Below are 22041 nucleotides of genomic sequence, written 5' to 3'. Positions count from 1 at the left end.
TCAGGCCGCGGGCGCGCCCCCGGTGAGACTCCAGTGGTACAGCGTCATGGCCACACTGGTGGCCAGGTTGTAGCTGGAGACCTGGGGGCGCATCGGCAGCGCCACCAGATGGTCGGTGCGCTCCCGCAGCGCGGCGCTCAGCCCGCTGCGCTCGGAGCCGAAGGCGAGGACCGCGTCGTCGGGCAGCTTCAGCCCGCGGATGTCCTCGCCCTCCGGGTCGAGCGCGAACAGCGGGCCGCCCGGCAGCGTCTCCACGCTCAGCCGCTCCACGACGGTCGCGAAGTGCAGCCCCGCCCCGCCGCGCACCACCGTCGGGTGCCAGGGGTCCAGGGTGCCCGTGGTGACCACCCCGGTCACACCGAAACCGGCCGCCAGCCGGATCACCGCGCCCGCGTTGCCCAGGTTGCGCGGCTCGTCCAGGACCACGACGGGCGCGCCGCGGGGCGTGTGCGCCAGCGCCCGCAGCCCCGCCTCGCGGGAGGGCCGTACGGCCAGCGCCGCCACGGCCGTGGGATGCGGGCGCGGCACCAGCGAGGCGTACGTCCCGTGCGGCACCTCGGTCAGCAGGGCGTCCAGCGCGTCCCGCACGTCCGGGGCCAGCTCCTGCGCGAGGGCGAGCGCCGCCCGCCGGTCGGCGGCGACCGCCACCGGCACCTCGGCCCCGAAACGCACGGCGTGCTTGAGGGCGTGGAAGCCGTCCAGGAGCACGGCGCCACCGGCGAGCCGGTGCCAGGCGGACACGGCGGCCACGGGGTCGTTCATGCGGGGAAGCCTACGCCCGCGGGCTCGCCCTCCTCCGCGGCGCCGGACGGCTCGGCCACCGGGCGGTGGTCCGGGCGCCGCGGCAGCCGGGCACGCGCGCGTGCCGCCGCGCCGCCGAGCCTGCGCAGGAACGCCGTCGGCAGGAACACCGCGTCCGCGGCGATCATCGCCAGCGAGAAGAACGGCAGCCCCAGCACGACCGCGATCACGGCGTGCTCGGTCATCATCGCCACCAGCAGGACGTTCTTCACCCGCCGGTTGAACAGCGTGAACGGGAAGGCGACCTGCACGATCACCGTCCCGTAGGTGACGACCGTCATCATCGTGCCGCTGGCGGACAGCAGATCCGACAGCGCCGGCCAGGGCGAGAAGTAGTCCAGGTGGAGCGGGTAGTACACGGCGGTGCCGTCCTGCCAGCGCGAGCCCTGGATCTTGTACCAGCCGGCCGTCGAGTAGATCAGGCACGCCTCGGCCATGATCACGAACAGCGCGGCGTTGTGCGTGAAGTCGGCGACGACGTCGAGCAGGACCCGCGGCCCGGCCGACCGCGCCCGTTGTCCGACCAGCCAGTACAGCCCCTGCGCCACCCACACGCACCACAGCAGGGCGGGCACCAGCCACTCGCCCTGGACCCGGCCCGCCGCGGTGACCGCGATCAGCGCCGCGCCGAGCACGCCCCACAGGACGGGCCCGATCCGGTCGGCCACCCGCTCCCCACGCGCGCGTGCCGCCTCGGTCCGTCCGGCCCGCCGCGCGTCCAGCGACCACACCCGCCCGCACCGGGTGAAGACCAGGTAGATCGCCATCAGGTGCAGGACGTTGTCCCCGCCGTCGCCCATGAAGACGCTGCGGTTCTGGAGCGAGAGCACACCGAGCATGAACAGCACGGACACGGTGCGGGTGCGCCAGCCCAGCAACAGCAGCAGGCTGGAGAGCACGGCGAGCAGATAGACGGTCTCGAACCAGAACTGGCCCCGGAACCACATCAGGGACGTGAAGGCGCCGTTGCTCTCGGTCAGCTGCCGGCCGAGGTCCCAGTTCCACGGGCCGTCGGGCCCGTACAGCTCCTGGCGGTTCGGCAGCTCGCGCAGCAGGAACAGCAGCCAGGTCCCGGCGAAGCCGATGCGTATCACGGCCGTCTGGTAGGGACCGAGTGCCGCTTCGGTGACCCGGGTGATGCCCCGGGAGACGGAGCGCGGGAAACCGTTCACTTCACACCTCCGCCGGCCTCGCCGGCCGGGACCGTCCACCAGGGCAGCGTGCGGTACGAGACCGAGTTCGACGCCTTCTCCCCGCTCCACGCGGGCGGGGCCACCGCTGACGTGCGGACCCTCAGCTGGATGCGTTCGACGGTCCCGCCCGGACCCGCCACCCGGTCGCGGTCCAGGCGCATCACCACGATGCGGCGCACGTACTGCTCCGACAGCGTGCCGCGCAGCCCGATCGCGCGGTTCTGCCGGTCGTGGGAGGCGGCGTAGAAGTCGAAGGCGCGGCGCAGTTCGTTCTGCTGCGTGTGGCTGGGCAGCAGGTTGCCGTCGATGGCCCGGCCGTCCTGCGCGGACAGGTCGTACCAGCCGGTGGTGCGGCTGGTGCCGTCCGCGCCGAGGGTCTCGGCGCGCGCCTGCACGGCGACGTTCTGCTGGAGCGGGTTCGGCGCGAACAGCTTCCAGTTCTGCTCGAACTCCGGGTAGATCCACTGGTCGACGGCCTTGCCGTGCTGCTTCGTCACCGTGTTCGAAGGGGCGACGTGCAGGAAGACCATCGTGACGTGCACGCAGGCGACCACCACCACGGCGGCCAGCGCCAGCACCGCCCCCACCTGGTACGGCAGGGACAGCCCGGCCACCCGGCCGGGCGGATCGCCGTCGCCGCCGCCTTCCGCGGAGGCATCCGGATCCGGAGAGCCCGGGGACGCGGGGGCGGCCGGGGAGCCCGGAAGGGAAGCGACCGGGGAGCCCGGGGAGGGAGGGGAAGGAGCCGATCCAGGAGAGAGGAGGGGAGGGAACGGGGGAACGGCCGAGCCGTGCACGCCCGTTCGCGGACCCGGCACGGAGGATCCGTCCACCCCATCCGGACCGTCCGCCCCATCCGGGCCGTCCGATTCACCCGGCCCGCCCGGCGTATCCAGCCTCTCGGACGTACCCGCCCCCTCGGATGTGTCGGGTCCGTCCGGGCCCGGCCTCGCGGAGCCGACCGTCCGGTCCGGTCCGCCCGGGGCGTTCGCATCCCCGTCGTACGCTTCCATTCCGCCCCGTTCCCGATTCCGGTCCTGTCCCGGCCGCACGACCGGCCGCCGTCACCCGCCCGGCCCACCGGGGGCCGCCCGGCGCCGCCGCGGTACCTGCCCGTGTCGCCCGCTCCCGGGCGCCGCACGGAACGGTACCCAGGGCCACCCGCACGGCACAGACCCCGGTCCCGCGGGCCGCCCGGCCCGGCCGGGTTTCATGCCGCTCTGTCACCCTTCGCCCGTTCGGCGCCGGGAGTGTGTGCCCCGCCGACGCCGGTACCGAGGACCGTTCGCGCTCCGGCCGCCTCCGAGCCGTCGCCCGCCCGGCCGGTCCGCCCCGTCCGCGGCCCTCCGCGACCCGTCCGCGGCCCTCTCGCGGGCTTTCCCCCGCCTTTCCACGGCCTTTCCGGGGCCTTTCCGTGGCCTTTCCGCGGTCTGTCCACAGGAGGCGCCCGCAGTTGTCCACAGCGGTTGACACCCTACGGCGGCGGACCGCACCATGGAATTCACCGAACCGAACGATCGGTCGGGAGAATCCCGAGAGCCGAGGTCGAGGGGGACCGCATGGCGACAGCAGCCGCGCAGCAGACGGCCGGCGTCCTGGCGAGCGACACAGCGGGCACAGCGGCGGGAGCCGACGCCCTCCAGCGTGCGTTCGACGCCGCGGTCGCCGCCGACGAGCGCATCGAACCACGGGACTGGATGCCCGACGCCTACCGCGCGTCACTGGTCCGGCAGATCGCCCAGCACGCGCATTCCGAGATCATCGGCATGCAGCCGGAGGCCAACTGGATCACGCGCGCGCCGTCCCTGCGCCGCAAGGCCATCCTCATGGCCAAGGTCCAGGACGAGGCGGGCCACGGCCTGTATCTGTACAGCGCGGCCGAGACCCTGGGCGTCAGCCGCGAGGAGCTGCTCGACAAGCTGCACAGCGGTCGGCAGAAGTACTCCTCGATCTTCAACTACCCCACCCTCACCTGGGCGGACGTCGGCGCGGTCGGCTGGCTGGTGGACGGCGCGGCGATCACCAACCAGGTCCCGCTGTGCCGCTGCTCCTACGGCCCGTACGCCCGCGCGATGGTCCGCGTCTGCAAGGAGGAGTCCTTCCACCAGCGCCAGGGGTACGAGCTGCTGCTCACCCTGAGCCGGGGCACACCCGAGCAGCACGCGATGGCGCAGGACGCCGTGGACCGCTGGTGGTGGCCGTCCCTGATGATGTTCGGCCCGCCCGACGACGCCTCCCAGCACTCCGCCCAGTCGATGGCGTGGAAGATCAAGCGCCACTCCAACGACGAGCTGCGCCAGCGCTTCGTCGACATCTGCGTCCCGCAGGCCGAGGCCCTCGGCCTCACCCTGCCCGACCCCGACCTGAAGTGGAACGAGGAGCGGGGCCACCACGACTTCGGCGCCATCGACTGGACCGAGTTCCAGGGCGTCCTCAAGGGCAACGGCCCATGCAACGAACAGCGCATCACCCAGCGCCGACGGGCCCACGACGAGGGCGCCTGGGTGCGGGAGGCGGCCGCCGCCCACGCCGCCAAGCACACCGGCACGACAGGAGCGGGACAGGAATGACAAGCACCGACTGGCCCCTGTGGGAGGTCTTCGTGCGCTCCCGGCGCGGCCTCTCCCACACCCACGCGGGCAGCCTGCACGCCCCGGACGCGGAGCTGGCCCTGCGCAACGCGCGCGACCTGTACACCCGGCGCGGCGAGGGCGTCTCGATCTGGGTCGTGCCGTCCGCCGCGATCACCGCCTCCTCGCCGGACGAGAAGGACCCCTTCTTCGAACCGGCCGCCGACAAGCCCTACCGGCACCCGACGTTCTACGAGATCCCGGAAGGGGTGCAGCACCTGTGACGGCCACGGCCCCCGCCCCCGCCACCACCGCCGCCCTGGCCCTGGGTGACGACGCCCTGGTGCTCTCCCACCGCCTGGGAGAGTGGGTCGGTCACGCGCCCGTCCTGGAGGAGGAGGTCGCCCTCTCCAACATCGCCCTGGACCTGCTGGGCCAGGCCCGCGTCCTGCTGTCGATGGCCGGTGACGAGGACGAGCTGGCGTATCTGCGCGAGGAGCGCGCCTTCACCCAGCTCCAGCTCGTCGAGCAGCCCAACGGCGACTTCGCGCACACGATCGTCCGCCAGCTCTACTTCTCCACCTACCAGCACCTCCTGTACGCCGAACTGGCGACGGGATCAGGGGTGTTCGCCCCGCTCGCCGGTAAGGCCGTCAAGGAGGTCGCCTACCACCGCGACCACGCCGAGCAGTGGACGCTGCGGCTCGGCGACGGCACCGACGTCAGCCATGAGCGCATGCGGCGCGCCTGCACCGCGCTGTGGCGGTTCACCGGCGAGATGTTCCAGCCGGTGGAGGGCCTGGACGTCGACCTGGCCGCCCTGGAGGCCGCCTGGCTGGAGTCCGTCACCGCCGTGCTGGACCGGGCCACGCTGGAGCTGCCCGAGGGCCCGCGCTCCGGGGCGTGGTCGGCGGGCGCGGGCCGGCAGGGCCTGCACACCGAGCCGTTCGGGCCGATGCTCGCCGAGATGCAGCATTTGCACCGCAGCCACCCGGGGGCGACATGGTGACCACCACGACCCCGCTGGAGACGGAACTGCTGCGCCTGGCGGGCTCGGTGCCCGACCCCGAGCTGCCCGTGCTCACCCTGGCGGAGCTGGGCGTGGTCCGCGCGCTCCACCTGTACGGCACGGACGCGGTGGAGGTCGAGCTGACCCCCACCTACACCGGCTGCCCGGCGATCGAGGCCATGTCGCTGGACATCGAGCGGGTGCTGCGCGAACACGGCGTGCGGGAGGTCACCGTGCGCACCGTCCTCGCCCCGGCCTGGTCGACGGACGACATCACCGCCGAAGGCCGCCGCAAACTGCGGGAGTTCGGCATAGCGCCCCCGCGTGTCCGCACCCCCTCCACCCCCGTCCCGCTGGAGCTGGGCCCGACCCGCACCCGCACCCACCCGGCCCCGGCCGGTGTGCAGGGAACGCCCGCGGACCCGGTCCACTGCCCGCACTGCGGATCGGCCGACACCGAGCTGCTCAGCAGGTTCTCGTCGACCGCGTGCAAGGCGCTGCGCCGCTGCCTGTCCTGCCGGGAACCGTTCGACCACTTCAAGGAGGTGTGATGGCCCGCTTCCACCCCTTGCCCGTGACGGCGGTCGAGCGGCTCACCGACGACTCGGTGGCCCTCACCTTCGCGGTGCCGCCCGAGCTGCGCGAGGAGTACCGGCACGCGGCGGGCCAGCACCTCGCGCTGCGCCGGTCGGCCGACGGCACCGAAGTCCGGCGGACGTACTCGATCTGCTCCCCGGCCCCCGACCCCGGCGGCGAGGGACCGCGGACCCTGCGGGTCGGCGTGCGGCTGGTGGAGGGCGGCGCCTTCTCCACGTACGCCCTGAAGGAGATCAACCTCGGGGACGAGCTGGAGGTGATGACCCCGGCGGGCCGCTTCACCCTGGAGCCCGCACCCGGCCTGTACGCGGCGGTCGTCGGCGGCAGCGGCATCACACCGGTGCTGTCCATCGCCACCACCCTGCTGGCCCGCGCCCCCGAAGCCCGTTTCTGTCTGATACGCAGCGACCGCACGACGGCGTCGACGATGTTCCTGGAGGAGGTCGCCGACCTGAAGGACTGCTACCCCGAGCGGTTGCAGCTGGTGACGGTGCTGTCCCGGGAGGAGCAGCAGGCGGGGCTGCCCTCCGGGCGGCTGGACCGGGCGCGGCTCGGCGAGCTGCTGCCCGCGCTGCTGCCGGTGTCCGAGGTGGCGGGCTGGTTCCTGTGCGGCCCCTTCGGGCTGGTGCAGGGCGCCGAGCAGGCGCTGCGCGCCCTGGGCGTGCCCCGGGCCAGGGTCCACGAGGAGATCTTCCATGTGGACGCCGGTACGGAGCCCGGTCCCGCGCCGTCCGCGACGGCACCCGCGCACAGCACGGTCACCGTCCGGCTCGACGGCCGCGGCGGCACCTGGCCGGTCCAGGAGGGCGAGACCCTGCTGGAGACGGTGCTGCGCAACCGGCCCGACGCGCCGTACGCCTGCAAGGGCGGCGTGTGCGGGACGTGCCGGGCGTTCCTGGTCACGGGCGAGGTGCGGATGGACCGCAACTTCGCGCTGGAGCCGGAGGAGACGGACGCGGGATACGTCCTGGCCTGCCAGTCGCACCCGGCGACGGAGCAGGTGGAGCTGGACTTCGACCGCTGACGCCCACCGACGGACGCCCCGCCTCCCGGGCACCCCGCCCCGGGCGCCGCACCCCCGGGTGCCCGACCGCCCGCACCCGGCAGGGCGCGCCGCTGTCGGAGGGCGTGGCCGGGTCGCTGTCGGAGGACGTGGCCGGGCCGCTGTCAGAGGACGTGGCCGGGCTGTCCCTCGTCGTTCACCACGGGGCGGCCCGCGGCGGCCCACACCTGCATGCCGCCGTCGACGTTCACCGCGTCGACGCCCTGCTGGACCAGGTACATCGTCACCTGGGCCGAGCGGCCGCCGGAGCGGCAGATCACATGGACCCGCCCGTCCTGCGGGGCCGCCTCGGTCAGCTCGCCGTAGCGGGCGACGAAGTCGCCGAGGGGGATGTGCAGCGCCCCCTCGGCATGTCCCGCCTGCCATTCGTCGTCCTCGCGGACGTCCAGCAGAAAGTCGCCGTCCTTGAGGTCCGTGACCTCGACCGTGGGTACACCCGCTCCGAAACGCATGGATCCGACGCTACCCGACACTCCCCCGGAGCAGTCGCCGCGAGGGACGCGCGGGCCAGGGCCCCGGTCACTTCCGGCCGCCGCCGGACCGGTCCAGGGCCCGCCGGGCGGCCTCAGGCGTCGGCGCCGCCCTGCAACACCGCGAGCTGGGACTCCCGCTCCGCCAGGTCGGTGCGCAGCTGCGCGGCGATCTCGTCGAGCAGGCTGTCGGGGTCGTCCGGGGCGAGCCGGAGCATCCCGGCGATCGCGCCGTCCTCCAGCTCCTTGGCGACCAGGGTGAGCATCTCCTTGCGCCGCGCGAGCCATTCCAGCCGCTCGTACAGCTCCTCGGCACGGCTGGGCGCCTGTTCCGCGGGGAGCGGCCCGGCGGCCCACTCCTCGGCCAGCTCGCGCAGCTCCTTCTCGTCGCCCCGGGCGTAGGCGGCGTTGACCCGGGTGAGGAACTCCTCGCGCCGTTTGCGCTCGCCGTCCTCCTGGACCAGGTCGGGGTGGGCCTTGCGCACCAGCTCGCGGTAGAGCCCGCGGGCCTCCTCGCTCGGCCGTACCCGCTGCGGGGGCCGCACCGCCTGGCCGGTGAGCATCGCCGCGGCCTCCGGGAAGAGCCCGTCGCCGTCCATCCAGCCGTGCAGCAGTTCCTCGACGCCGGGGATCGGCGCCACCCGGGCCCGCGCCTCCTGCGCCGCGCGCAGATCCCCGGGGTCGCCGGTGCGCGCCGCGCGGGCCTCGGCGATCAGCGCGTCCAGTTCGTCGAGGCGGGCGTAGAGCGGGCCGAGGCGCTGGTGGTGCAGCCGGGAGAAGTTCTCGATCTCGACCCGGAAGGTCTCCACCGCGATCTCGTACTCGATGAGTGCCTGCTCGGCGGCGCGCACGGCCCGTTCCAGCCGCTCCTCGGGCCGCGGCGCGGCGCTCTCGGACGTCGCCCGGTCCGCTCCGGCGACACCACCCTGCTCAGCTTCCGGGGTCGTCACCCGACCAGCGTAGGCCACGGCGACCGGCACCCCGCCCGCCGCGCCCCGCCGCGCCCCGCCCGCACGCCGGTGACCGGCGCTCCTCGGCGTCCCCCGGCGCCCCCCGGCGTCCCCGGACATCCTCCGGGACGGCGACCCGCTGCGACCGTGACCGGGGGCACTGGCCCTGCGACCGCGTCCTTACACCCCCATCTCCGCGGTGACCCGCGTCCCTACACCCCCATCTCCGCGGCGACCCGGCCCGCCCGCACCGCCGTGACCAGGTCCGCGTGGTCCGCCTCGGTGCGGTCCGCGTAGGCGACGGCGAACGCGGCGACCGCCTCGTCCAGTTCCTGGTTCTTGCCGCAGTAACCGGCGATCAGCCGGGGGTCGGCGCTGTGCGCGTGGGCGCGGGCCAGCAGCGCGCCGGTCATCCGGCCGTAGTCGTCGATCTGGTCGGCGGGCAGGGCGGCCGGGTCGACGCTGCCCTTGCGGTTGCGGAACTGGCGTACCTGGTAAGGCCGTCCGTCCACCGTCGTCCAGCCCAGCAGGATGTCGCTCACCACCTGCATGCGCTTCTGCCCGAGCACCACCCGGCGCCCCTCGTGCTCCGCCCCCGGCGCCGGGGCCGGCACCGTGAACCCCGCGGTCTCCAGATGCGGCAGCAGCGCCGACGGCCTGGCCTCCTTCACCTGGAGCACCAGCGGCTCACCGCGGTGGTCCAGCAGCAGCACCACGTACGACCGGGTGCCGACGCTTCCGGTGCCGACGACCCGGAAGGCCACGTCGTGCACCGCGTGCCGGGCCAGCAGCGGAAGGCGGTCCTCGGAGAGGGTGGTCAGATACTGCTCCAGCGAGGCCGCCACCGCACGGGCCTCCGCGTCCGGCACCCGCCGCAGCACCGGAGGGGCGTCCACGAAGCGGCGTCCGCCGTCCTCGGTGCGCTCGGTCGATTTGGCCGCGAACCGCCCGCTGGTGTTGGCGCGCGCCTTCTCCGAGACGCGTTCGAGGGTGCCGAGCAGGTCGTGGGCGTCGGTGTGGGAGACGAGTTCCTCGTCGGCGATGGCGTTCCAGGCGTCCAGCACCGGCAGCCGGGCCAGCAGCCGCATGGTCCGCCGGTAGGCGCCCACCGCGTCCCCCGCGGCCTCGCGGCAGTCGTCCTCGTCGCAGCCCGCCTCCCGGCCCGCCAGCACCAGGGAGGCCGCGAGCCGCTTGAGGTCCCACTCCCAGGGGCCGCGCACCGTCTCGTCGAAGTCGTTCAGGTCGATGACGAGGCCGCCGCGGGCGTCGCCGTAGAGACCGAAGTTGGCCGCGTGGGCGTCACCGCAGAGCTGGGCGGCGACGCCGGTCACGGGGGTGCGCGCGAGGTCGTACGCCATCAGGCCCGCCGAACCGCGCAGAAAGGCGAACGGTGTCGCCGCCATCCGCCCCACCCGGATCGGTATCAGCTCGGGTATCCGGCCGTGGTTGGACTCCTCGACGGCGCCGACCGCGTCCGGCCGCCCCGCGTCCGGCGTGAACCCGGCGTGCGCGGAGCGCGGGACCCGCCCGCGCAGCGCCTTGCCCTCCGCCTTGGGCGACCCCGCGACGGGCCACCGCGCGAACCCGGGCACCGACGGCACCCGCCCGGCACGCCCCCCGCGCCCGCCGTCCGCCGCACCCACGTCCGCACCCGCGCCCGTCCCCGCACCGACCTCGGTGACCTCGGCCATCAAGAACCGCCCCTCCCCGCCCAGTCCACGCTGTTTCCGCGCGCGGCGAACCCCCGCCGCGACGCGCCCCGACGCTACAGCGCCCCGCACCCCGCGTACACCGACCCGCCACCCCGCCGCACCCGGCCCGCTTCCCGGCGCGGCTCGCTCCGTACACCACCTCGCACACCGTCCCGGGGGTCACATCGCACACGACTTCACGCGCCACATCCCGCCGGATCGCATACGGCACCACACACCATCCCGTACGCCATCTCGTACATGACCTCGTACAGAACGTCGTACATAACGCCGTGCAGGGGGCCGGACGGTATCTGCACGCCCGTCACCAGCGCGATTACAGTCGTCCGCGATCACCACCGGAGCGCGTCCGCCCGACATCAGCCTGCCCCGCGCGGCGGGCGCGCTCCGTGTCATGCACGTCCCGTCCTTCTTCCCCCACCGAGGAGACCGAGGAACCCGCCATGACACCAACCGCTCCGGACGGCCCCGGCTCCGGCTCCAGCCCCGACTCCGCGGCCGGCCGCGGGATCAGCCGCAAGAGCCTGCTGAAGGCGGCCGTCGCCGCCGGTGCCGCCATCCCGCTGCTCACGGGCACGGTGGCCCTCGCCCGGGACGCCGCGGGCCAGGGACGCGCCCTGCCCGCCACCCCCGACTGCGACGACGGCGACGGCCCGACCCACGACCAGATCGAGGGCCCGTACTTCAAGCCGAACTCGCCGCTGCGCACCAATCTGGTGACCTCGGGCATCAACGGCACCCCGCTGACGGTCAGCGGCTATGTCTTCGGCCGCAACTGCGTCCCGATATCCGGCGTCCTGCTGGACTTCTGGCAGGCGGACGACGCCGGGAACTACGACATGTCCGGCTTCACGCTGCGCGGGCACCAGTTCTCGGACGCCAAGGGCGCCTTCTCCCTGACCACCATCGTGCCGGGGCTCTACCCGGGCCGCACGCGGCACATCCACGTCAAGGTGCAGGCCCCCAACCAGCCCGTGCTCACCACCCAGCTGTACTTCCCCGGTGAGCCCCGCAACAACACGGACACCCTCTACGACCCCGCGCTGCTGATGAACGTCCGCGGCGCTGGCAGCGGCAAGGAGGGCACCTTCGACTTCGTCCTGAACGTCGACGGAACCCCCGGCGGCCCCAGCGACCCGCCGCCGACCGACCCGCCGAGCGGCACCTGGGCCGCCGGGCACTCCTACACGGCGGGCGACCGGGTCACCTACAACGGCACCAGCTACACCTGCGTTCAGGCGCACACCTCCATGGCCGGCTGGGAGCCCCCGAACGTCCCCGCCCTGTGGCGCGCGGGCTGACCCCACGCCTCCCAGGACGTCTCGGGCCCGTACGGGCGCGGGACCGCACAGGCACGACACCGCGCAGAACGCCCGGCCGGGCTTCCCGGCCGGGCGTTCACCTGATTCTGCCGTGGCTTCTGAGCCACCCGCGCTCCCGCGCCCTGCCATGGATCCTGCGGATGCCGCCGCGCGTCCTGTTGAGCTTCCTGGAGATCTCCGCGATCAGCTGCGTGGACTCACCGAACTGCTCAAGAAGACCGGAGGAGGCCGGGGCCCACGCGCCGTCCGAGGTGCGGCGTGCCCCGATCTCGCCGCACAGACCGACCAGCTCTGTCATCAGACGGTGGAACCGGGCCACGTCCTCCTCGGAGAAGTCGGAATCGGTGAGCTGACCGGCACGCCGTGCGACTGGGACGCGCATACCGGGAATCTCCATGGGTTCGTCGGGGCGGACACGGACGGCGGGGCGGCCGGGCGCCCGGGGCGATCGGGGCGGGCGGGGCCGCGGGTACGGCCGTGCTGCGGGTACGGCCCCTCGCCGCGACCGATCGTGCTCCGCGGAGCCCCGTTCGTCAACGATCGTTTTCAGCTGTTCACCGTTCGTTGAGCACCGTCGGCAGCGATCGCCGAGTCCGCGGTAAACGATCATTGATGCCGGTGCGGCCGGGCGGTACAGTGCCAATGGGCACGCCAATATGATCGGTTTCGCACCCTGGAGCATCCCGGTGGATCCTGTCCCGCCTCTGCCCGTGACGCTCGAACGGCTCCGGGCGCTCGTCCTGGAGCGAGGCGCGGCCCATCCGGACCCGCTCGACCCCGAAGCGCTGGCCGCCGGGACAGCCCTGCCGGAAGCCACCGTCCGCACGCTGCTCGACGGCGGTGAACCGCCCGCCGACACCGTCAACGAGCGGGTGCGCACCCGTATCAAGGCCCTCGCGGACGCCCGTCTGCAGCGGACCGGCACCCGCATGTCGGACCTGGCCGGTGACATCTCGCGGCAGTTGGGGGTCTCCGCGTTCTGGGCGCGGCAGGTGTGCTCCGGCGAGAAGGTCCCCAGTGTGGAACTGCTGCACGGGCTGGTGGGGTTCTTCGGCGTCGAGGGCGGCGAGGCGTTCTTCACGGCCCCGGCGCCCGACGCGCTCAACCGCGCGCTGCTGCCCGTGCTCGCCGCACTGCGGCCCGCGCGCAGCCCGGCCGATCCGTCGGCCGACCCACTGGCCGACCCACTGGCCGGAGTGCTGGCCGGGGCGCTGTCGCGGTACGGCGACGTACGCGGCGTCGCCCTCCGGCAGGCGCACGACCTGCCACCGGAGCGGTGGCACGTGCTCAACGCGACGCTGAAGGCGCTGCTGGAACTCGACGACGCCGAGGCGCAGCGGTGAGCGCGGGAGCGCGGGCCATGAGGCGGCTCAGCGCCCGCCTGCTGTCGGCCCTGGAGCTGCCCGACAGCGAGGCCGGCGTCGTCCCGGCCATCGGCGCGGCCCTCGAACGGGTCCGGGGGCGTCCGGTCCGGCTGCACGCGGTGCCCTTCCCGCCCGGCATCGCCAGCGGGTTATGGATAGACCGCGCCACCCACGACGTGATCGCCTATGAGCGGCACACCGACCTGGAACACCAGCTGGTGATCATCGGGCACGAGATCTGGCACATGTTCGAGGAGCACGACGGCGCCCCCACCGCGCACGGTCCCGCCGCCTCGCGCGCCGCCGAGCAGCGGGTGCCGGACGCCGTGCGGGCCCTGGTGGCGGCGGTCTGCGCCGACGACCCGGCCGGGGAGCCGCCCGGGACCAGGACGGACCTCCGGCTGCACATCGCCCTCCGCGCCGAGCGCACCCAGAACACCCGGACCCCCCAGAGCACCCGGGCCACCGAGAACATCCAGGGCACCCCGCGCACCCGGGCCGCCGAGAACGCCGGGCACACCGCCGCGGGCCGGCACGAGGAAGAGGCCGAGTACTTCGGCTACCGGTTCGCCACCGGAGTGCGCGAGGCCCTGGCCCAGGCGCGGACCGCCGCGGACCCCGCGCACCTCGCCGGCCGCATCCAGGTCTCCATGGCGCACCGCATCCGCCGCTCCTGACCCGGCAGCGACCACGCCGCCCGCCGACACCTCCCAGGAGAGCCCCCGCCGTGCACCTCGCCGCGAGCCACGCACCAGGATCCGGGCCCGGACCCGGACCCGACAACACCGTCTTCTACGTCTGCGGTGTGTCACTGCTGCTCATCTGCCTGCTGAAGGTCCCCGCGCTGCTGCGCCGCCGCAGCGACCTGCTGCTGGGCGCCGTGGTCCTGCTGCTCTTCGACGGCGCGCTGGTCTTCTTCTTCGCGGCGCCCGACTCCCTGGCCGCGCTCAACCGCGCCACCGGTATCCCCAACTTCGCCGCCCCGGTGGCGTATTCGGCGATCGTCACCTTCGCCGGCGCGAGCCTGCTGCTGATCACGAACTGGCGGCCGGCGCCGCCGGAGCAGACACGGCGCGCCTCCCGGGTGTGCATCGCGGCCTATCTGCTCGTCGTCGCCGCCATCAACGTCCTGTTCTGGCTGGGACACGCCCCGGTGGAGCAGCTCACCCTCTTCGACGGCTACTACGCCCGCACTCCCTTCATCCGGGAGATGATCCTGACCTACCTCGTGGCACACGGCGTGGGCACCATGGCCACCAGCGTCCTATGCTGGCGCTGGTCGACGGAGGTCCACGGCTCCCTGCGCGCGGGGCTGCGCCTGCTGGCCCCCGGCTATCTGCTCCACGTGGGCTACGACGTCGTCAAGCTGGTCGCGATCGCCGGACTGTGGACGGGGCACCGGTGGGACTTCCTCATCGACCGGGTGGCTCCGCAGACCGCGGCGCCGTCCGCGGCGCTCGTCGTCTGCGGCTTCCTGCTCCCGCTGGCCGGGCCGCGGCTGGCCCACACCACCGGCTCGCTGCGGCAGTTGCGCGACCTGTCCCCGCTGTGGCGCGAACTGCGCCAGGTGCCCACCCCCGGCGCGATCCGCACCTCCCTGCCCTGGTGGTCCTCGCCGGCCGTACGGCTCACCCGCCAGAAGACCCGCATCTACGACGCGCTGCTCGCCCTGGCCCCGTACTGCGACGCCGGCGTGCGCGAGCGCGCCCTGCGCGCCGCGCTCGGCCGCGGCGAGGACCGGGCCGCCGCGGACGCCACCGCGGACGCGGCGATGGTCGTCGTGGCGCGGACGCGGCAGCACAGCGCGGGAACGGGACCGGGGCCGGGACCGGACACGGCACCGGTCCCGGCCCCCTGGCGCCCGCATGACCTGGTTCCGCTGTCCCGGGCGCTGTCGTCGCCCGTCGTGGCGGGCCTTCGAGAGCACCCCGGCATCCCCGCAGAAAGCAGCCCCCATGACTGACCGCCTCAGAACATCCACCCGTGCCGTCGTCATCGGGGGCAGTCTCGCGGGCATGCTCGCCGCGGCCGCCGTCAAGGACGGCGTCGACACCGTCGAGGTCATCGAGGCCCACGCGCTGCCGAGCGGCCCGGAGCCGCGCGCCGGCGTCCCCCAGGCCGCTCACATCCATCCCCTGCTCTCGGGCGGCGCGGACGCGATCGAGGCCCTGCTGCCGGGCACGATCGGCCAGTTGGTGGCCTCCGGTGCGCACCGGGTGCCCATGACGACGAACATGGTCTACCTCTCTCCCGAGGGCTGGTACCGGCGCTGGCGCAGGAACACCCAGTACCTGGTGGCCGCCAGCCGCGACCTGACCGACTCCGTCGTCCGCGAGCGGGTCCTGAAGGACCCGCGGGTCACGGTCCGCCCGCACTGCCGGGCCACCGGCCTGCTCGGCGACGCCGGCCGGGTCACCGGAGTCCGCCTCCGCGACGCCGACGGCACGGAGGCGGAGCTGAGCGCCGACCTCGTCGTCGACGCCTCGGGCCGCTCGACCCGCACCCCGCACTGGCTGGCCGAACTCGGCATCACCGGCCTGTCCGAGGACCGCATCGACTCCGGTCTGGCGTACGCCAGCAGGATCTACCGCGCCCCGTTCTCCACCAGCGGCTGGCCCGTGGTCAACATCGTGGCCGATCCCCGGCGGCCGGGCGGGGCGGGCAGCATCGTCCCCATCGAGGGGGACCGCTGGCACGTCAGCCTCTTCGGCCCTCCGGGCGCCCAACCCGGCAAGGAGGCGGCCGAGTTCGAGGCGTTCGCGCGCGGTCTGCGTCACCCGCTCATCGCGGATCTCCTGGCCCGCGCCGAACCGCTCACGGACGTCACCGTCACCCACAGCACGGTCAACCGGCGCCATTATTACGAGCGTCTGGGCGCCTGGCCCGAGGGCCTGGTCGCGCTCGGCGACTCCGTGGCCGGTTTCAACCCCGTCTACGGCCACGGCATGTCGGCGGCGGCCCAGGGCGCCCTCGCACTGCACCGGCTCACGTCCGGCGGGCTCTCCGACGGCCTGTCCCGGCGGGCCCAGCGCGCCGTCGCCCGGCCGGTCGGCCTCGCGTGGTCCCTCGCCGTCGGGCAGGACATCCACCGTCCGGACGTGCGGGGCAGGCGGCCGAGCCCCGCGGACCGGCTGCTGCACCACTACGTGAGCCGGCTCTCCCGTACCGCGGTCGGCAGCTTCCGCGTCGCCACGGCCCTGACCGAGGTCCTCACCCTCCAGGCCGCGCCGCCCGTCCTGCTCCGCCCGGACATCCTCCTGGCGGCCGTGACAGGGCCCCTGCGTCCGCCGGTGGACGGCCCGGTGTTCACCGAGGGGGAACACCGGCTGCTGCGCGACGCGGGCATATCGCTCACCGCGCCCTGACCCCGAAGACGCCGACGCCTTCCAGCAGTTCGCGTTCGGCCCGCGTGAACTGAGGCCCGCTCAGCGGCGTCCGCAGGGGCCCGGCCAGAGCCGCCAGCAGCACACTCGGCCTGACGAGCGACGCCGGCGGCGTCTGGAGGGCCAGGACGTCGGTCAGGGCCGTGGCCGCGCGGAAGGACCCTGTCGCCGTACGGGAGAGCCTGCTGACGTAGCGGTGCAGCAGCCGGTCGGCGGGGTTCGGCCGCCTGCCCCGGGTGGTGGGGAAGTGGATGTCCTGGCCGGTGCTCAGGGCCCACGCGCCGTCGACGGGGCGGGCGATCGCCCGCTGGACGCGGCGCGCCCACCCCGGCCCCGGCCCGGCCGCGGCCGCCTCGCGCAGCGCGACGGCGCCCTGGGCGGCCACCGTGATGCCCTGCGCGTACGCGGGGTTGAAGCAGGCCACGGAGTCGCCGAGCGCGACCAGGCCCTCGGGCCAGGCGCCCAGGCGCTCGTAGTAGTGGCGGCGGTTGACCGTGCTGTGGGTGACGGTGACGTCGGTGAGGGGTTCGGCGCGGGCCAGGAGATCCGCGATCAGCGGGTGACGCAGACCGCGCGCGAACGCCTCGAACTCGGCCGGGTCCCGGCCGGGCCGCGCACCGGGTGCGCCCATCAGGCTGACGTGCCAGCGCTCGTCCTCGATGGGCAGGATGCCTCCCGAGGTGGCCGGCCGGTCCGGGCGCGGGTCGGCCTGCACGGCGACGACGGGCCAGCCGCGGGTGGGCACCGGGGCGCGGTAGACACGGCTGGCGTAGGCCAGGCCGGAGTCGATCGTGGCCTCTTCGAGGCCGCGGACACCCAGCCGGGCGAGCCACTGGGGCATGCGGGTGCCGCGCCCGGAGGCGTCGACGACCAGATCGGCGCCGAGCGCGTACTCCGTGCCGTCCGCTCCGCGCACCCGCACTCCGGTGACCCTTCCGCGGTCGCCGAGCAGTCCCACGGCCCTGGTCCTGGCACGCACCCCGACCCGGGGGTCCGCGAGGACCCGCTCCCGGACGACGGAGTCGGTCAGGTCCCGGCCGGCGGTGATCACATGGTGCGTGGAGCGCTTCCAGCGCCGGTACCAGCCCTCGGGGGAGCAGACGACCATGTTGGTGGTCACCGGTATGCGGTGGGCGCCCGCGGCCAGCAGCAGGTCCGTGCAGCCGGGAAGGAGCGCGTCGAGCGCCTCGGCCCCACCGGTCTGCAGGAGGTGGATGTGGGCGGCCTGGGGAACACCCGCCCGCGGTCCGGGACCCACCGGTGCGTCCTGGGCCTCGATGATCTCGACCGCCTCGGCGCGGTCCTTGACGGCCGCAGCCGCGAGCAGGCCGGCGATGCTGCTTCCGATGACGACGACACGGGCGCGGCCCGGACGCCAGGTCTCCGTCATGACGCACTGCCTTCCGGGCCGCACGGGCCTGTTGGAGGGGACGTTCGTGATCATGAGGTGCTCACGCCACGCTAGCGAGAGGCTTCGGCTCGCTTCAACGAGCGCTCGTCAGCCACCGGGCGGCGGGCCGGAGGCGGCCCCGGCGACGCGCACCGCGCCCGCCGGACCTGAGACCTTCCTCACAGCGCGACCGCAACCCCGGCCCCGCCCACGGAACTTCCCAGGCAATGCGAAAGCCCCGCAGGTCCGAGACCTGCGGGGCTTTCAGCTGTGCGCGAGGGGGGAGTTGAACCCCCACGCCCTTTCGGGCACTGGAACCTGAATCCAGCGCGTCTGCCTATTCCGCCACCCGCGCATTGGGTGTGTCCTCCGGCTCCGCTCCCTTGCGGGCCCGGCGCCTTCCGACATGCAGAACATTAGCACGCCGCGCCGGGTGGTTTCACATCCCTTTCCCGGGGGCAGACGGGGCTGCCGGGCCGGGGGACCACCAGGTCAGAGACCTCGGGCCGACGGCCCTGCCCCGGACCCCGCCCGCCCGACGGCCGACCACCGCCCCTCCCGCACCGCCACGGCCCCGCCCGGCCACGACCCGGACGAGCCCAGCCCCACGGCACCCTCGCCGCACCGCCGTGTCGCCGCCCCGGGCGGCCGGTACCGCCCGCCCGTCCATCCGCCCGCCCGTCCGTATCGACCAGTGCTTGTTCGCGTATCAACCTCGTACCGGTCCGGCCCGTCTCCCAAGGAGCCGGGGCCGAGCGGCGCCGGGTGCGGGACACTGGTCCGTGGCCGCCTCTACGATCCTGGGCAGGAGTACGGAGCAGAAGTACGGAGGGGTACTCCCCCGAAGGACCCGAAGGAGTACTCAGCGGTACGAGCCGACCACCAGGTGTCGACGACCCGTCGACGGGCCCGACAGGGGGAACCAGCCGATTTACCGGCGCGTGGATACGATCAGTAAGCAGTACCAGGTAAGCAGGACGCATCAGCACGACGGCAAGACCCGCAACATCCGCAACACCGGCAGGACCAGAAGCGACGGCCACGACGGAGGAGGTGCCCCATGGGAGTCCTGAAGAAGTTCGAGCAGCGCCTCGAAGGTCTGGTCAACGGCACTTTCGCCAAGGTCTTCAAGTCCGAGGTCCAGCCCGTGGAGATCGCGGGCGCGCTGCAGCGCGAGTGCGACAACAACGCGACCATCTGGAACCGCGACCGCACGGTCGTACCCAATGACTTCATCGTGGAGCTGAGCGCGCCCGACTACGAGCGGCTCAGCCCCTACTCCGGACAGCTCGGCGACGAGCTGGCCGGCATGGTGCGCGACTACGCCAAGCAGCAGCGCTACACCTTCATGGGCCCGATCAAGGTCCACCTGGAGAAGGCGGACGACCTGGACACCGGTCTGTACCGGGTGCGCAGCCGTACGCTCGCCTCCTCCAGCAGCCAGCAGGGCCAGGCGCCCCAGGCGGCCCCGCCGCAGGGACCCCCGCCGGGTCCCGCCGCGGCACCCGGCCGCCCCGGCGCGCCGGGCGGCTACGGCTACCCGCCGGCCGCACCACCCGCCGCGGCGCCCCCCATGCCCGCGGCACCGCCGCCCGGCGGCCACGGCTACCCGCCCGCCGCCGCCCAGCGGCCCCCGCAGGCCCCGGCGGCCGGCGGCCGCACCCGCTACTGGATCGAGATCAACGGCACCCGCCATCAGATCTCCCGCCCGACGCTGGTGCTGGGCCGCAGCACCGACGCCGACGTGCGGATCGACGACCCCGGCGTCTCCCGCCGGCACTGTGAGATCCGGACCGGAACGCCCTCGACGATCGCGGATCTCGGCTCCACCAACGGCATCGTGGTGGACGGGCAGCACACCACCCGCGCTACGCTCCGCGACGGCTCGCGGATCGTCGTGGGCAGCACCACCGTTATCTATAGGCAAGCCGAAGGGTGAACCGGGGGCAATGTCAGAGCTGACCCTCACGGTCATGCGGCTGGGTTTCCTGGCCGTACTGTGGCTGTTCGTGATCGTGGCCGTGCAGGTCATCCGCAGCGACCTGTTCGGTACGCGCGTCACCCAGCGGGGGTCCCGCCGGGAGGCCGCACGGCCCCAGCAGACCGGCCGGCAGGCCGCGCGCCAGCAGGCCGCACCGCCGCAGCAGCGCGGCCAGCAGGGCGGCGGCCGACGCCGCAACGCCCCCGCCAAACTCGTGGTGACCGAAGGCACCCTCACGGGCACCACGGTCGCGCTCCAGGGACAGACGATCACCCTGGGCCGCGCGCACGACTCCACGATCGTGCTGGACGACGACTACGCCTCCAGCCGTCATGCCAGGATCTACCCGGACCAGAACGGCCAGTGGATCGTCGAGGACCTCGGCTCCACCAACGGCACGTACCTGGACCGGTCCCGGCTGACGACCCCCACACCGATCCCGCTGGGCGCGCCGATCCGCATCGGCAAGACCGTCATCGAGCTGCGGAAGTAGTGCTACGTCATGAATGAGCGCGAGCGGAGCGAGCACGCGGCGGCGGCCGGCCCCCAGGGCCGCGGCGCGCTCCCGACCGGAGGGTGGGCAGTGTGGCTCGACACGATCGGCTGTACCCGGAGCCGTCGGGCGAGGTGCGCATGAGTCTGTCACTGCGCTTCGCCGCCGGATCGCACAAGGGCATGATCCGCGAGGGCAACGAGGACTCCGGTTACGCCGGTCCCCGGCTGCTGGCCATCGCCGACGGCATGGGCGGCCAGGCCGCCGGCGAGGTCGCCTCCTCCGAGGTGATCTCCACCATCGTGCCCCTCGACGACGACATCCCGGGCTCCGACGTCCTCACCTCGCTCGGCACGGCCGTGCGGCGCGCCAACGACCAGCTGCGCGCCATGGTCGAGGAGGACCCCCAGCTGGAGGGCATGGGCACCACGCTCACCGCCCTGCTGTGGACCGGTCAGCGCCTCGGCCTGGTGCACGTCGGCGACTCGCGCGCGTATCTGCTGCGCGACGGCGTGCTCACCCAGATCACCCAGGACCACACCTGGGTGCAGCGCCTCGTCGACGAGGGACGCATCACCGAGGAGGAGGCCAGCACCCACCCGCAGCGCGCCCTCCTGATGCGCGCCCTCGGCAGCGGCGAACACGTCGAACCCGACCTGTCCATCCGCGAGGTGCGGGCCGGCGACCGGTATCTGATCTGCTCCGACGGCCTGTCCGGCGTGGTCTCCCACCAGACGATGGAGGAGACCCTCGCCAGCTACCAGGGCCCGCAGGAGACCGTGCAGGAGCTGATCCAGTTCGCGCTGCGCGGCGGCGGCCCCGACAACATCACCGTCATCGTCGCCGACGTCCTCGACCTGGACACCGGCGACACCCTCGCGGGACAGCTCTCCGACACCCCGGTGGTCGTCGGCGCGGTCGCCGAGAACCAGCACCACCTGCACGACAACGGCATCATGCAGACCCCGGCGGGACGCGCCTCCGGCCTCGGCCGCCAGGTGCCCGGCCAGGGCGGCGGGGGCGGCGAGTTCGGCCCGCCCGGCTCCGGCGACACCACCGGCTTCATCTCCACCGACGGCCTGGACTACGACGAGGACGACTTCGTCAAGCCGCGCCGGGGCCGCAGGTGGCTGAAGGTCTCCCTGTACACCGTGCTCGCGCTCGCCGTCATCGGCGGCGGTCTGTACGGCGGCTACCGCTGGACGCAGACGCAGTACTACGTCGGCACCAACGACGACCACGTGGCGCTCTACCGGGGCATCAGCCAGGATCTGGCCTGGGTGAAGCTGTCCGAGGTGGAGAAGGACCATCCCGAGATCGCGCTCAAGGACCTGCCGCCGTACCAGCAGAAGCAGGTCACCGCGACCATCGCCGAGGGCGGCCTCCAGGAGGCGCAGAAGAAGGTCGACGAGCTGTCGGTGCAGGCCTCCGCGTGCCGCAAGGAGTCCGAGCGCCGCGCCGCCGAGGCCAAGAACGGCGACAAGGCCGACCAGGGCAGGAGCAGCGGGAAGAGCGGCGACGGCAAGAAGGGCGGCACCTCGGGAACCACCCCGGCCGCCTTCACGTCCAGGACGGCGTCGACGCCGAACCCCTCGACGTCCGGCATCCCGTCGTCCCCCTCGTCCCAGGCTCCGTCCACGTCCACGACCGCGACCGCGTCCACGTCCAGCCCCGGCCCCACTCTCTCGGAGGAAGAGCAGAAGGTCGTCTCGCTGTGCGGTAAGCAGTAGGCAAGCCGTGAGA

At 73.7% G+C, this 22041-nt stretch carries 21 protein-coding genes and 1 tRNA gene; 13 read left to right on the top strand and 9 right to left on the bottom strand.

Annotated elements, in window-relative coordinates; translation table 11 throughout:
* Genes A8713_RS16025 through A8713_RS34945 form a run of 3 tightly spaced genes read right to left on the bottom strand, consistent with a single transcriptional unit; the run spans position 1 to position 2608 of the window.
* Entirely contained in the window at positions 1 to 762 is a 762-nt protein-coding gene (locus tag A8713_RS16025; RefSeq protein WP_064537527.1) for a TrmH family RNA methyltransferase, read from the bottom strand.
* Complete coding sequence (locus tag A8713_RS16020; RefSeq protein WP_107440645.1) at positions 759 to 1973, bottom strand: HTTM domain-containing protein; 1215 nt, start codon at positions 1971 to 1973, stop codon at positions 759 to 761. Before A8713_RS16020 ends, A8713_RS16025 begins: the two co-directional genes overlap by 4 nt.
* Positions 1970 to 2608: a DUF5819 family protein gene (locus tag A8713_RS34945; RefSeq protein ID WP_064534155.1), complete on the bottom strand. Its 639-nt coding sequence runs from the start codon at positions 2606 to 2608 to the stop codon at positions 1970 to 1972. The genes A8713_RS16020 and A8713_RS34945 overlap by 4 nt, the downstream gene beginning before the upstream one ends.
* Before the next feature lie 945 nt (positions 2609 to 3553).
* Between A8713_RS34945 and paaA the strand changes: the two genes are divergently transcribed.
* Genes paaA through A8713_RS15990 form a run of 5 tightly spaced genes read left to right on the top strand, consistent with a single transcriptional unit; the run spans position 3554 to position 7194 of the window.
* A complete protein-coding gene (gene paaA, locus A8713_RS16010; RefSeq protein WP_064534153.1) occupies positions 3554 to 4564 on the top strand; it encodes a 1,2-phenylacetyl-CoA epoxidase subunit PaaA in 1011 nt (336 codons plus the stop codon).
* The gene (gene paaB / locus A8713_RS16005) at positions 4561 to 4848 is read left to right on the top strand and encodes a 1,2-phenylacetyl-CoA epoxidase subunit PaaB (RefSeq protein ID WP_018569147.1); all 288 of its coding nucleotides are present in this window, start codon (positions 4561 to 4563) and stop codon (positions 4846 to 4848) included. The genes paaA and paaB overlap by 4 nt, the downstream gene beginning before the upstream one ends.
* Positions 4845 to 5573 carry a 1,2-phenylacetyl-CoA epoxidase subunit PaaC gene (gene paaC, locus A8713_RS16000; protein WP_064534150.1) on the top strand — a complete coding sequence of 243 codons (729 nt, stop codon included), beginning with the start codon at positions 4845 to 4847 and terminating at the stop codon, positions 5571 to 5573. The genes paaB and paaC overlap by 4 nt, the downstream gene beginning before the upstream one ends.
* The gene (paaD, locus tag A8713_RS15995) at positions 5570 to 6124 is read left to right on the top strand and encodes a 1,2-phenylacetyl-CoA epoxidase subunit PaaD (RefSeq protein WP_064537526.1); all 555 of its coding nucleotides are present in this window, start codon (positions 5570 to 5572) and stop codon (positions 6122 to 6124) included. The genes paaC and paaD overlap by 4 nt, the downstream gene beginning before the upstream one ends.
* The gene (locus A8713_RS15990) at positions 6124 to 7194 is read left to right on the top strand and encodes a 2Fe-2S iron-sulfur cluster-binding protein (RefSeq protein WP_064534148.1); all 1071 of its coding nucleotides are present in this window, start codon (positions 6124 to 6126) and stop codon (positions 7192 to 7194) included. Before paaD ends, A8713_RS15990 begins: the two co-directional genes overlap by 1 nt.
* Positions 7195 to 7337: 143 nt before the next feature.
* Here A8713_RS15990 and A8713_RS15985 read toward each other — a convergent pair whose 3' ends face one another.
* From A8713_RS15985 to A8713_RS15975, 3 genes are all read right to left on the bottom strand, one after another.
* Positions 7338 to 7685 carry a rhodanese-like domain-containing protein gene (locus A8713_RS15985; protein WP_064534146.1) on the bottom strand — a complete coding sequence of 116 codons (348 nt, stop codon included), beginning with the start codon at positions 7683 to 7685 and terminating at the stop codon, positions 7338 to 7340.
* 113 nt (positions 7686 to 7798) lie between these two features.
* On the bottom strand, positions 7799 to 8653 hold the full coding sequence (locus tag A8713_RS15980) for a hypothetical protein (RefSeq protein WP_064534145.1): 855 nt from the start codon (positions 8651 to 8653) through the stop codon (positions 7799 to 7801).
* A gap of 212 nt (positions 8654 to 8865) precedes the next feature.
* The gene (locus A8713_RS15975) at positions 8866 to 10344 is read right to left on the bottom strand and encodes a DUF2252 domain-containing protein (protein WP_064534144.1); all 1479 of its coding nucleotides are present in this window, start codon (positions 10342 to 10344) and stop codon (positions 8866 to 8868) included.
* Between the two features lie 464 nt (positions 10345 to 10808).
* On the opposite strand from A8713_RS15975, the gene A8713_RS15970 reads away from it, so the two are divergent.
* On the top strand, positions 10809 to 11666 hold the full coding sequence (locus A8713_RS15970; RefSeq protein ID WP_064534143.1) for a carbohydrate-binding protein: 858 nt from the start codon (positions 10809 to 10811) through the stop codon (positions 11664 to 11666).
* A 97-nt stretch (positions 11667 to 11763) separates the two neighbouring features.
* On the opposite strand, the gene A8713_RS15965 is transcribed toward A8713_RS15970, so the two are convergent.
* The gene (locus A8713_RS15965; protein WP_064534142.1) at positions 11764 to 12069 is read right to left on the bottom strand and encodes a hypothetical protein; all 306 of its coding nucleotides are present in this window, start codon (positions 12067 to 12069) and stop codon (positions 11764 to 11766) included.
* A gap of 328 nt (positions 12070 to 12397) precedes the next feature.
* Between A8713_RS15965 and A8713_RS15960 the strand changes: the two genes are divergently transcribed.
* The 4 genes from A8713_RS15960 to A8713_RS15945 are packed head-to-tail and all read left to right on the top strand — an operon-like array spanning position 12398 to position 16416.
* Positions 12398 to 13030, top strand: a complete 633-nt coding sequence (locus tag A8713_RS15960; RefSeq protein ID WP_079158991.1) for a hypothetical protein — start codon at positions 12398 to 12400, stop codon at positions 13028 to 13030.
* Positions 13031 to 13047: 17 nt separating this feature from the next.
* Positions 13048 to 13728, top strand: a complete 681-nt coding sequence (locus tag A8713_RS15955; RefSeq protein ID WP_064534139.1) for a hypothetical protein — start codon at positions 13048 to 13050, stop codon at positions 13726 to 13728.
* Positions 13729 to 13778: 50 nt separating this feature from the next.
* Entirely contained in the window at positions 13779 to 15014 is a 1236-nt protein-coding gene (locus A8713_RS15950; protein WP_064534137.1) for an MAB_1171c family putative transporter, read from the top strand.
* The gene (locus A8713_RS15945; protein ID WP_064534135.1) at positions 15007 to 16416 is read left to right on the top strand and encodes an NAD(P)/FAD-dependent oxidoreductase; all 1410 of its coding nucleotides are present in this window, start codon (positions 15007 to 15009) and stop codon (positions 16414 to 16416) included. Before A8713_RS15950 ends, A8713_RS15945 begins: the two co-directional genes overlap by 8 nt.
* Here the strand turns inward: A8713_RS15945 and A8713_RS15940 are convergent.
* Both A8713_RS15940 and A8713_RS15935 read right to left on the bottom strand, forming a co-directional pair.
* A complete protein-coding gene (locus A8713_RS15940) occupies positions 16403 to 17824 on the bottom strand; it encodes an FAD-dependent oxidoreductase (protein WP_064534133.1) in 1422 nt (473 codons plus the stop codon). The two genes, A8713_RS15945 and A8713_RS15940, sit on opposite strands and share 14 nt — an antisense overlap.
* Before the next feature lie 271 nt (positions 17825 to 18095).
* Positions 18096 to 18179, bottom strand: a tRNA-Leu gene (locus tag A8713_RS15935).
* Between the two features lie 705 nt (positions 18180 to 18884).
* Between A8713_RS15935 and A8713_RS15930 the strand changes: the two genes are divergently transcribed.
* The 3 genes from A8713_RS15930 to A8713_RS15920 all read left to right on the top strand — a co-directional run bounded on the left by A8713_RS15930 (position 18885) and on the right by A8713_RS15920 (position 22028).
* Positions 18885 to 19763: an FhaA domain-containing protein gene (locus tag A8713_RS15930; protein WP_064534131.1), complete on the top strand. Its 879-nt coding sequence runs from the start codon at positions 18885 to 18887 to the stop codon at positions 19761 to 19763.
* Between the two features lie 10 nt (positions 19764 to 19773).
* Positions 19774 to 20298: an FHA domain-containing protein FhaB/FipA gene (locus A8713_RS15925; RefSeq protein WP_018569163.1), complete on the top strand. Its 525-nt coding sequence runs from the start codon at positions 19774 to 19776 to the stop codon at positions 20296 to 20298.
* A 140-nt stretch (positions 20299 to 20438) separates the two neighbouring features.
* Positions 20439 to 22028: a Stp1/IreP family PP2C-type Ser/Thr phosphatase gene (locus tag A8713_RS15920; RefSeq protein ID WP_079158989.1), complete on the top strand. Its 1590-nt coding sequence runs from the start codon at positions 20439 to 20441 to the stop codon at positions 22026 to 22028.
* Positions 22029 to 22041 lie beyond the last annotated feature (13 nt).

This window comes from Streptomyces sp. SAT1, from assembly GCF_001654495.1.
Taxonomy (GTDB): Bacteria; Actinomycetota; Actinomycetes; order Streptomycetales; family Streptomycetaceae; genus Streptomyces; species Streptomyces andamanensis.
The sequence above is the reverse complement of the archived record's forward strand: the minus strand, read 5'-3'. Positions and strand labels throughout refer to the sequence as shown.

What these genes read in the sequence shown, in the direction of transcription:
- A8713_RS15940 (WP_064534133.1), bottom strand. Translation starts at nt 17,824, where the DNA reads ATGACGGAGACCTGGCGTCCGGGCCGCGCCCGTGTCGTCGTCATCGGA.
- A8713_RS15970 (WP_064534143.1), top strand. Translation starts at nt 10,809, where the DNA reads ATGACACCAACCGCTCCGGACGGCCCCGGCTCCGGCTCCAGCCCCGAC.
- A8713_RS15925 (WP_018569163.1), top strand. Translation starts at nt 19,774, where the DNA reads ATGTCAGAGCTGACCCTCACGGTCATGCGGCTGGGTTTCCTGGCCGTA.
- A8713_RS15965 (WP_064534142.1), bottom strand. Translation starts at nt 12,069, where the DNA reads ATGCGCGTCCCAGTCGCACGGCGTGCCGGTCAGCTCACCGATTCCGAC.
- A8713_RS15985 (WP_064534146.1), bottom strand. Translation starts at nt 7,685, where the DNA reads ATGCGTTTCGGAGCGGGTGTACCCACGGTCGAGGTCACGGACCTCAAG.
- A8713_RS15920 (WP_079158989.1), top strand. Translation starts at nt 20,439, where the DNA reads ATGAGTCTGTCACTGCGCTTCGCCGCCGGATCGCACAAGGGCATGATC.
- paaA (WP_064534153.1), top strand. Translation starts at nt 3,554, where the DNA reads ATGGCGACAGCAGCCGCGCAGCAGACGGCCGGCGTCCTGGCGAGCGAC.
- A8713_RS15975 (WP_064534144.1), bottom strand. Translation starts at nt 10,344, where the DNA reads ATGGCCGAGGTCACCGAGGTCGGTGCGGGGACGGGCGCGGGTGCGGAC.
- A8713_RS15945 (WP_064534135.1), top strand. Translation starts at nt 15,007, where the DNA reads ATGACTGACCGCCTCAGAACATCCACCCGTGCCGTCGTCATCGGGGGC.
- A8713_RS16025 (WP_064537527.1), bottom strand. Translation starts at nt 762, where the DNA reads ATGAACGACCCCGTGGCCGCCGTGTCCGCCTGGCACCGGCTCGCCGGT.
- A8713_RS15990 (WP_064534148.1), top strand. Translation starts at nt 6,124, where the DNA reads ATGGCCCGCTTCCACCCCTTGCCCGTGACGGCGGTCGAGCGGCTCACC.
- A8713_RS15930 (WP_064534131.1), top strand. Translation starts at nt 18,885, where the DNA reads ATGGGAGTCCTGAAGAAGTTCGAGCAGCGCCTCGAAGGTCTGGTCAAC.
- paaB (WP_018569147.1), top strand. Translation starts at nt 4,561, where the DNA reads ATGACAAGCACCGACTGGCCCCTGTGGGAGGTCTTCGTGCGCTCCCGG.
- A8713_RS15955 (WP_064534139.1), top strand. Translation starts at nt 13,048, where the DNA reads ATGAGGCGGCTCAGCGCCCGCCTGCTGTCGGCCCTGGAGCTGCCCGAC.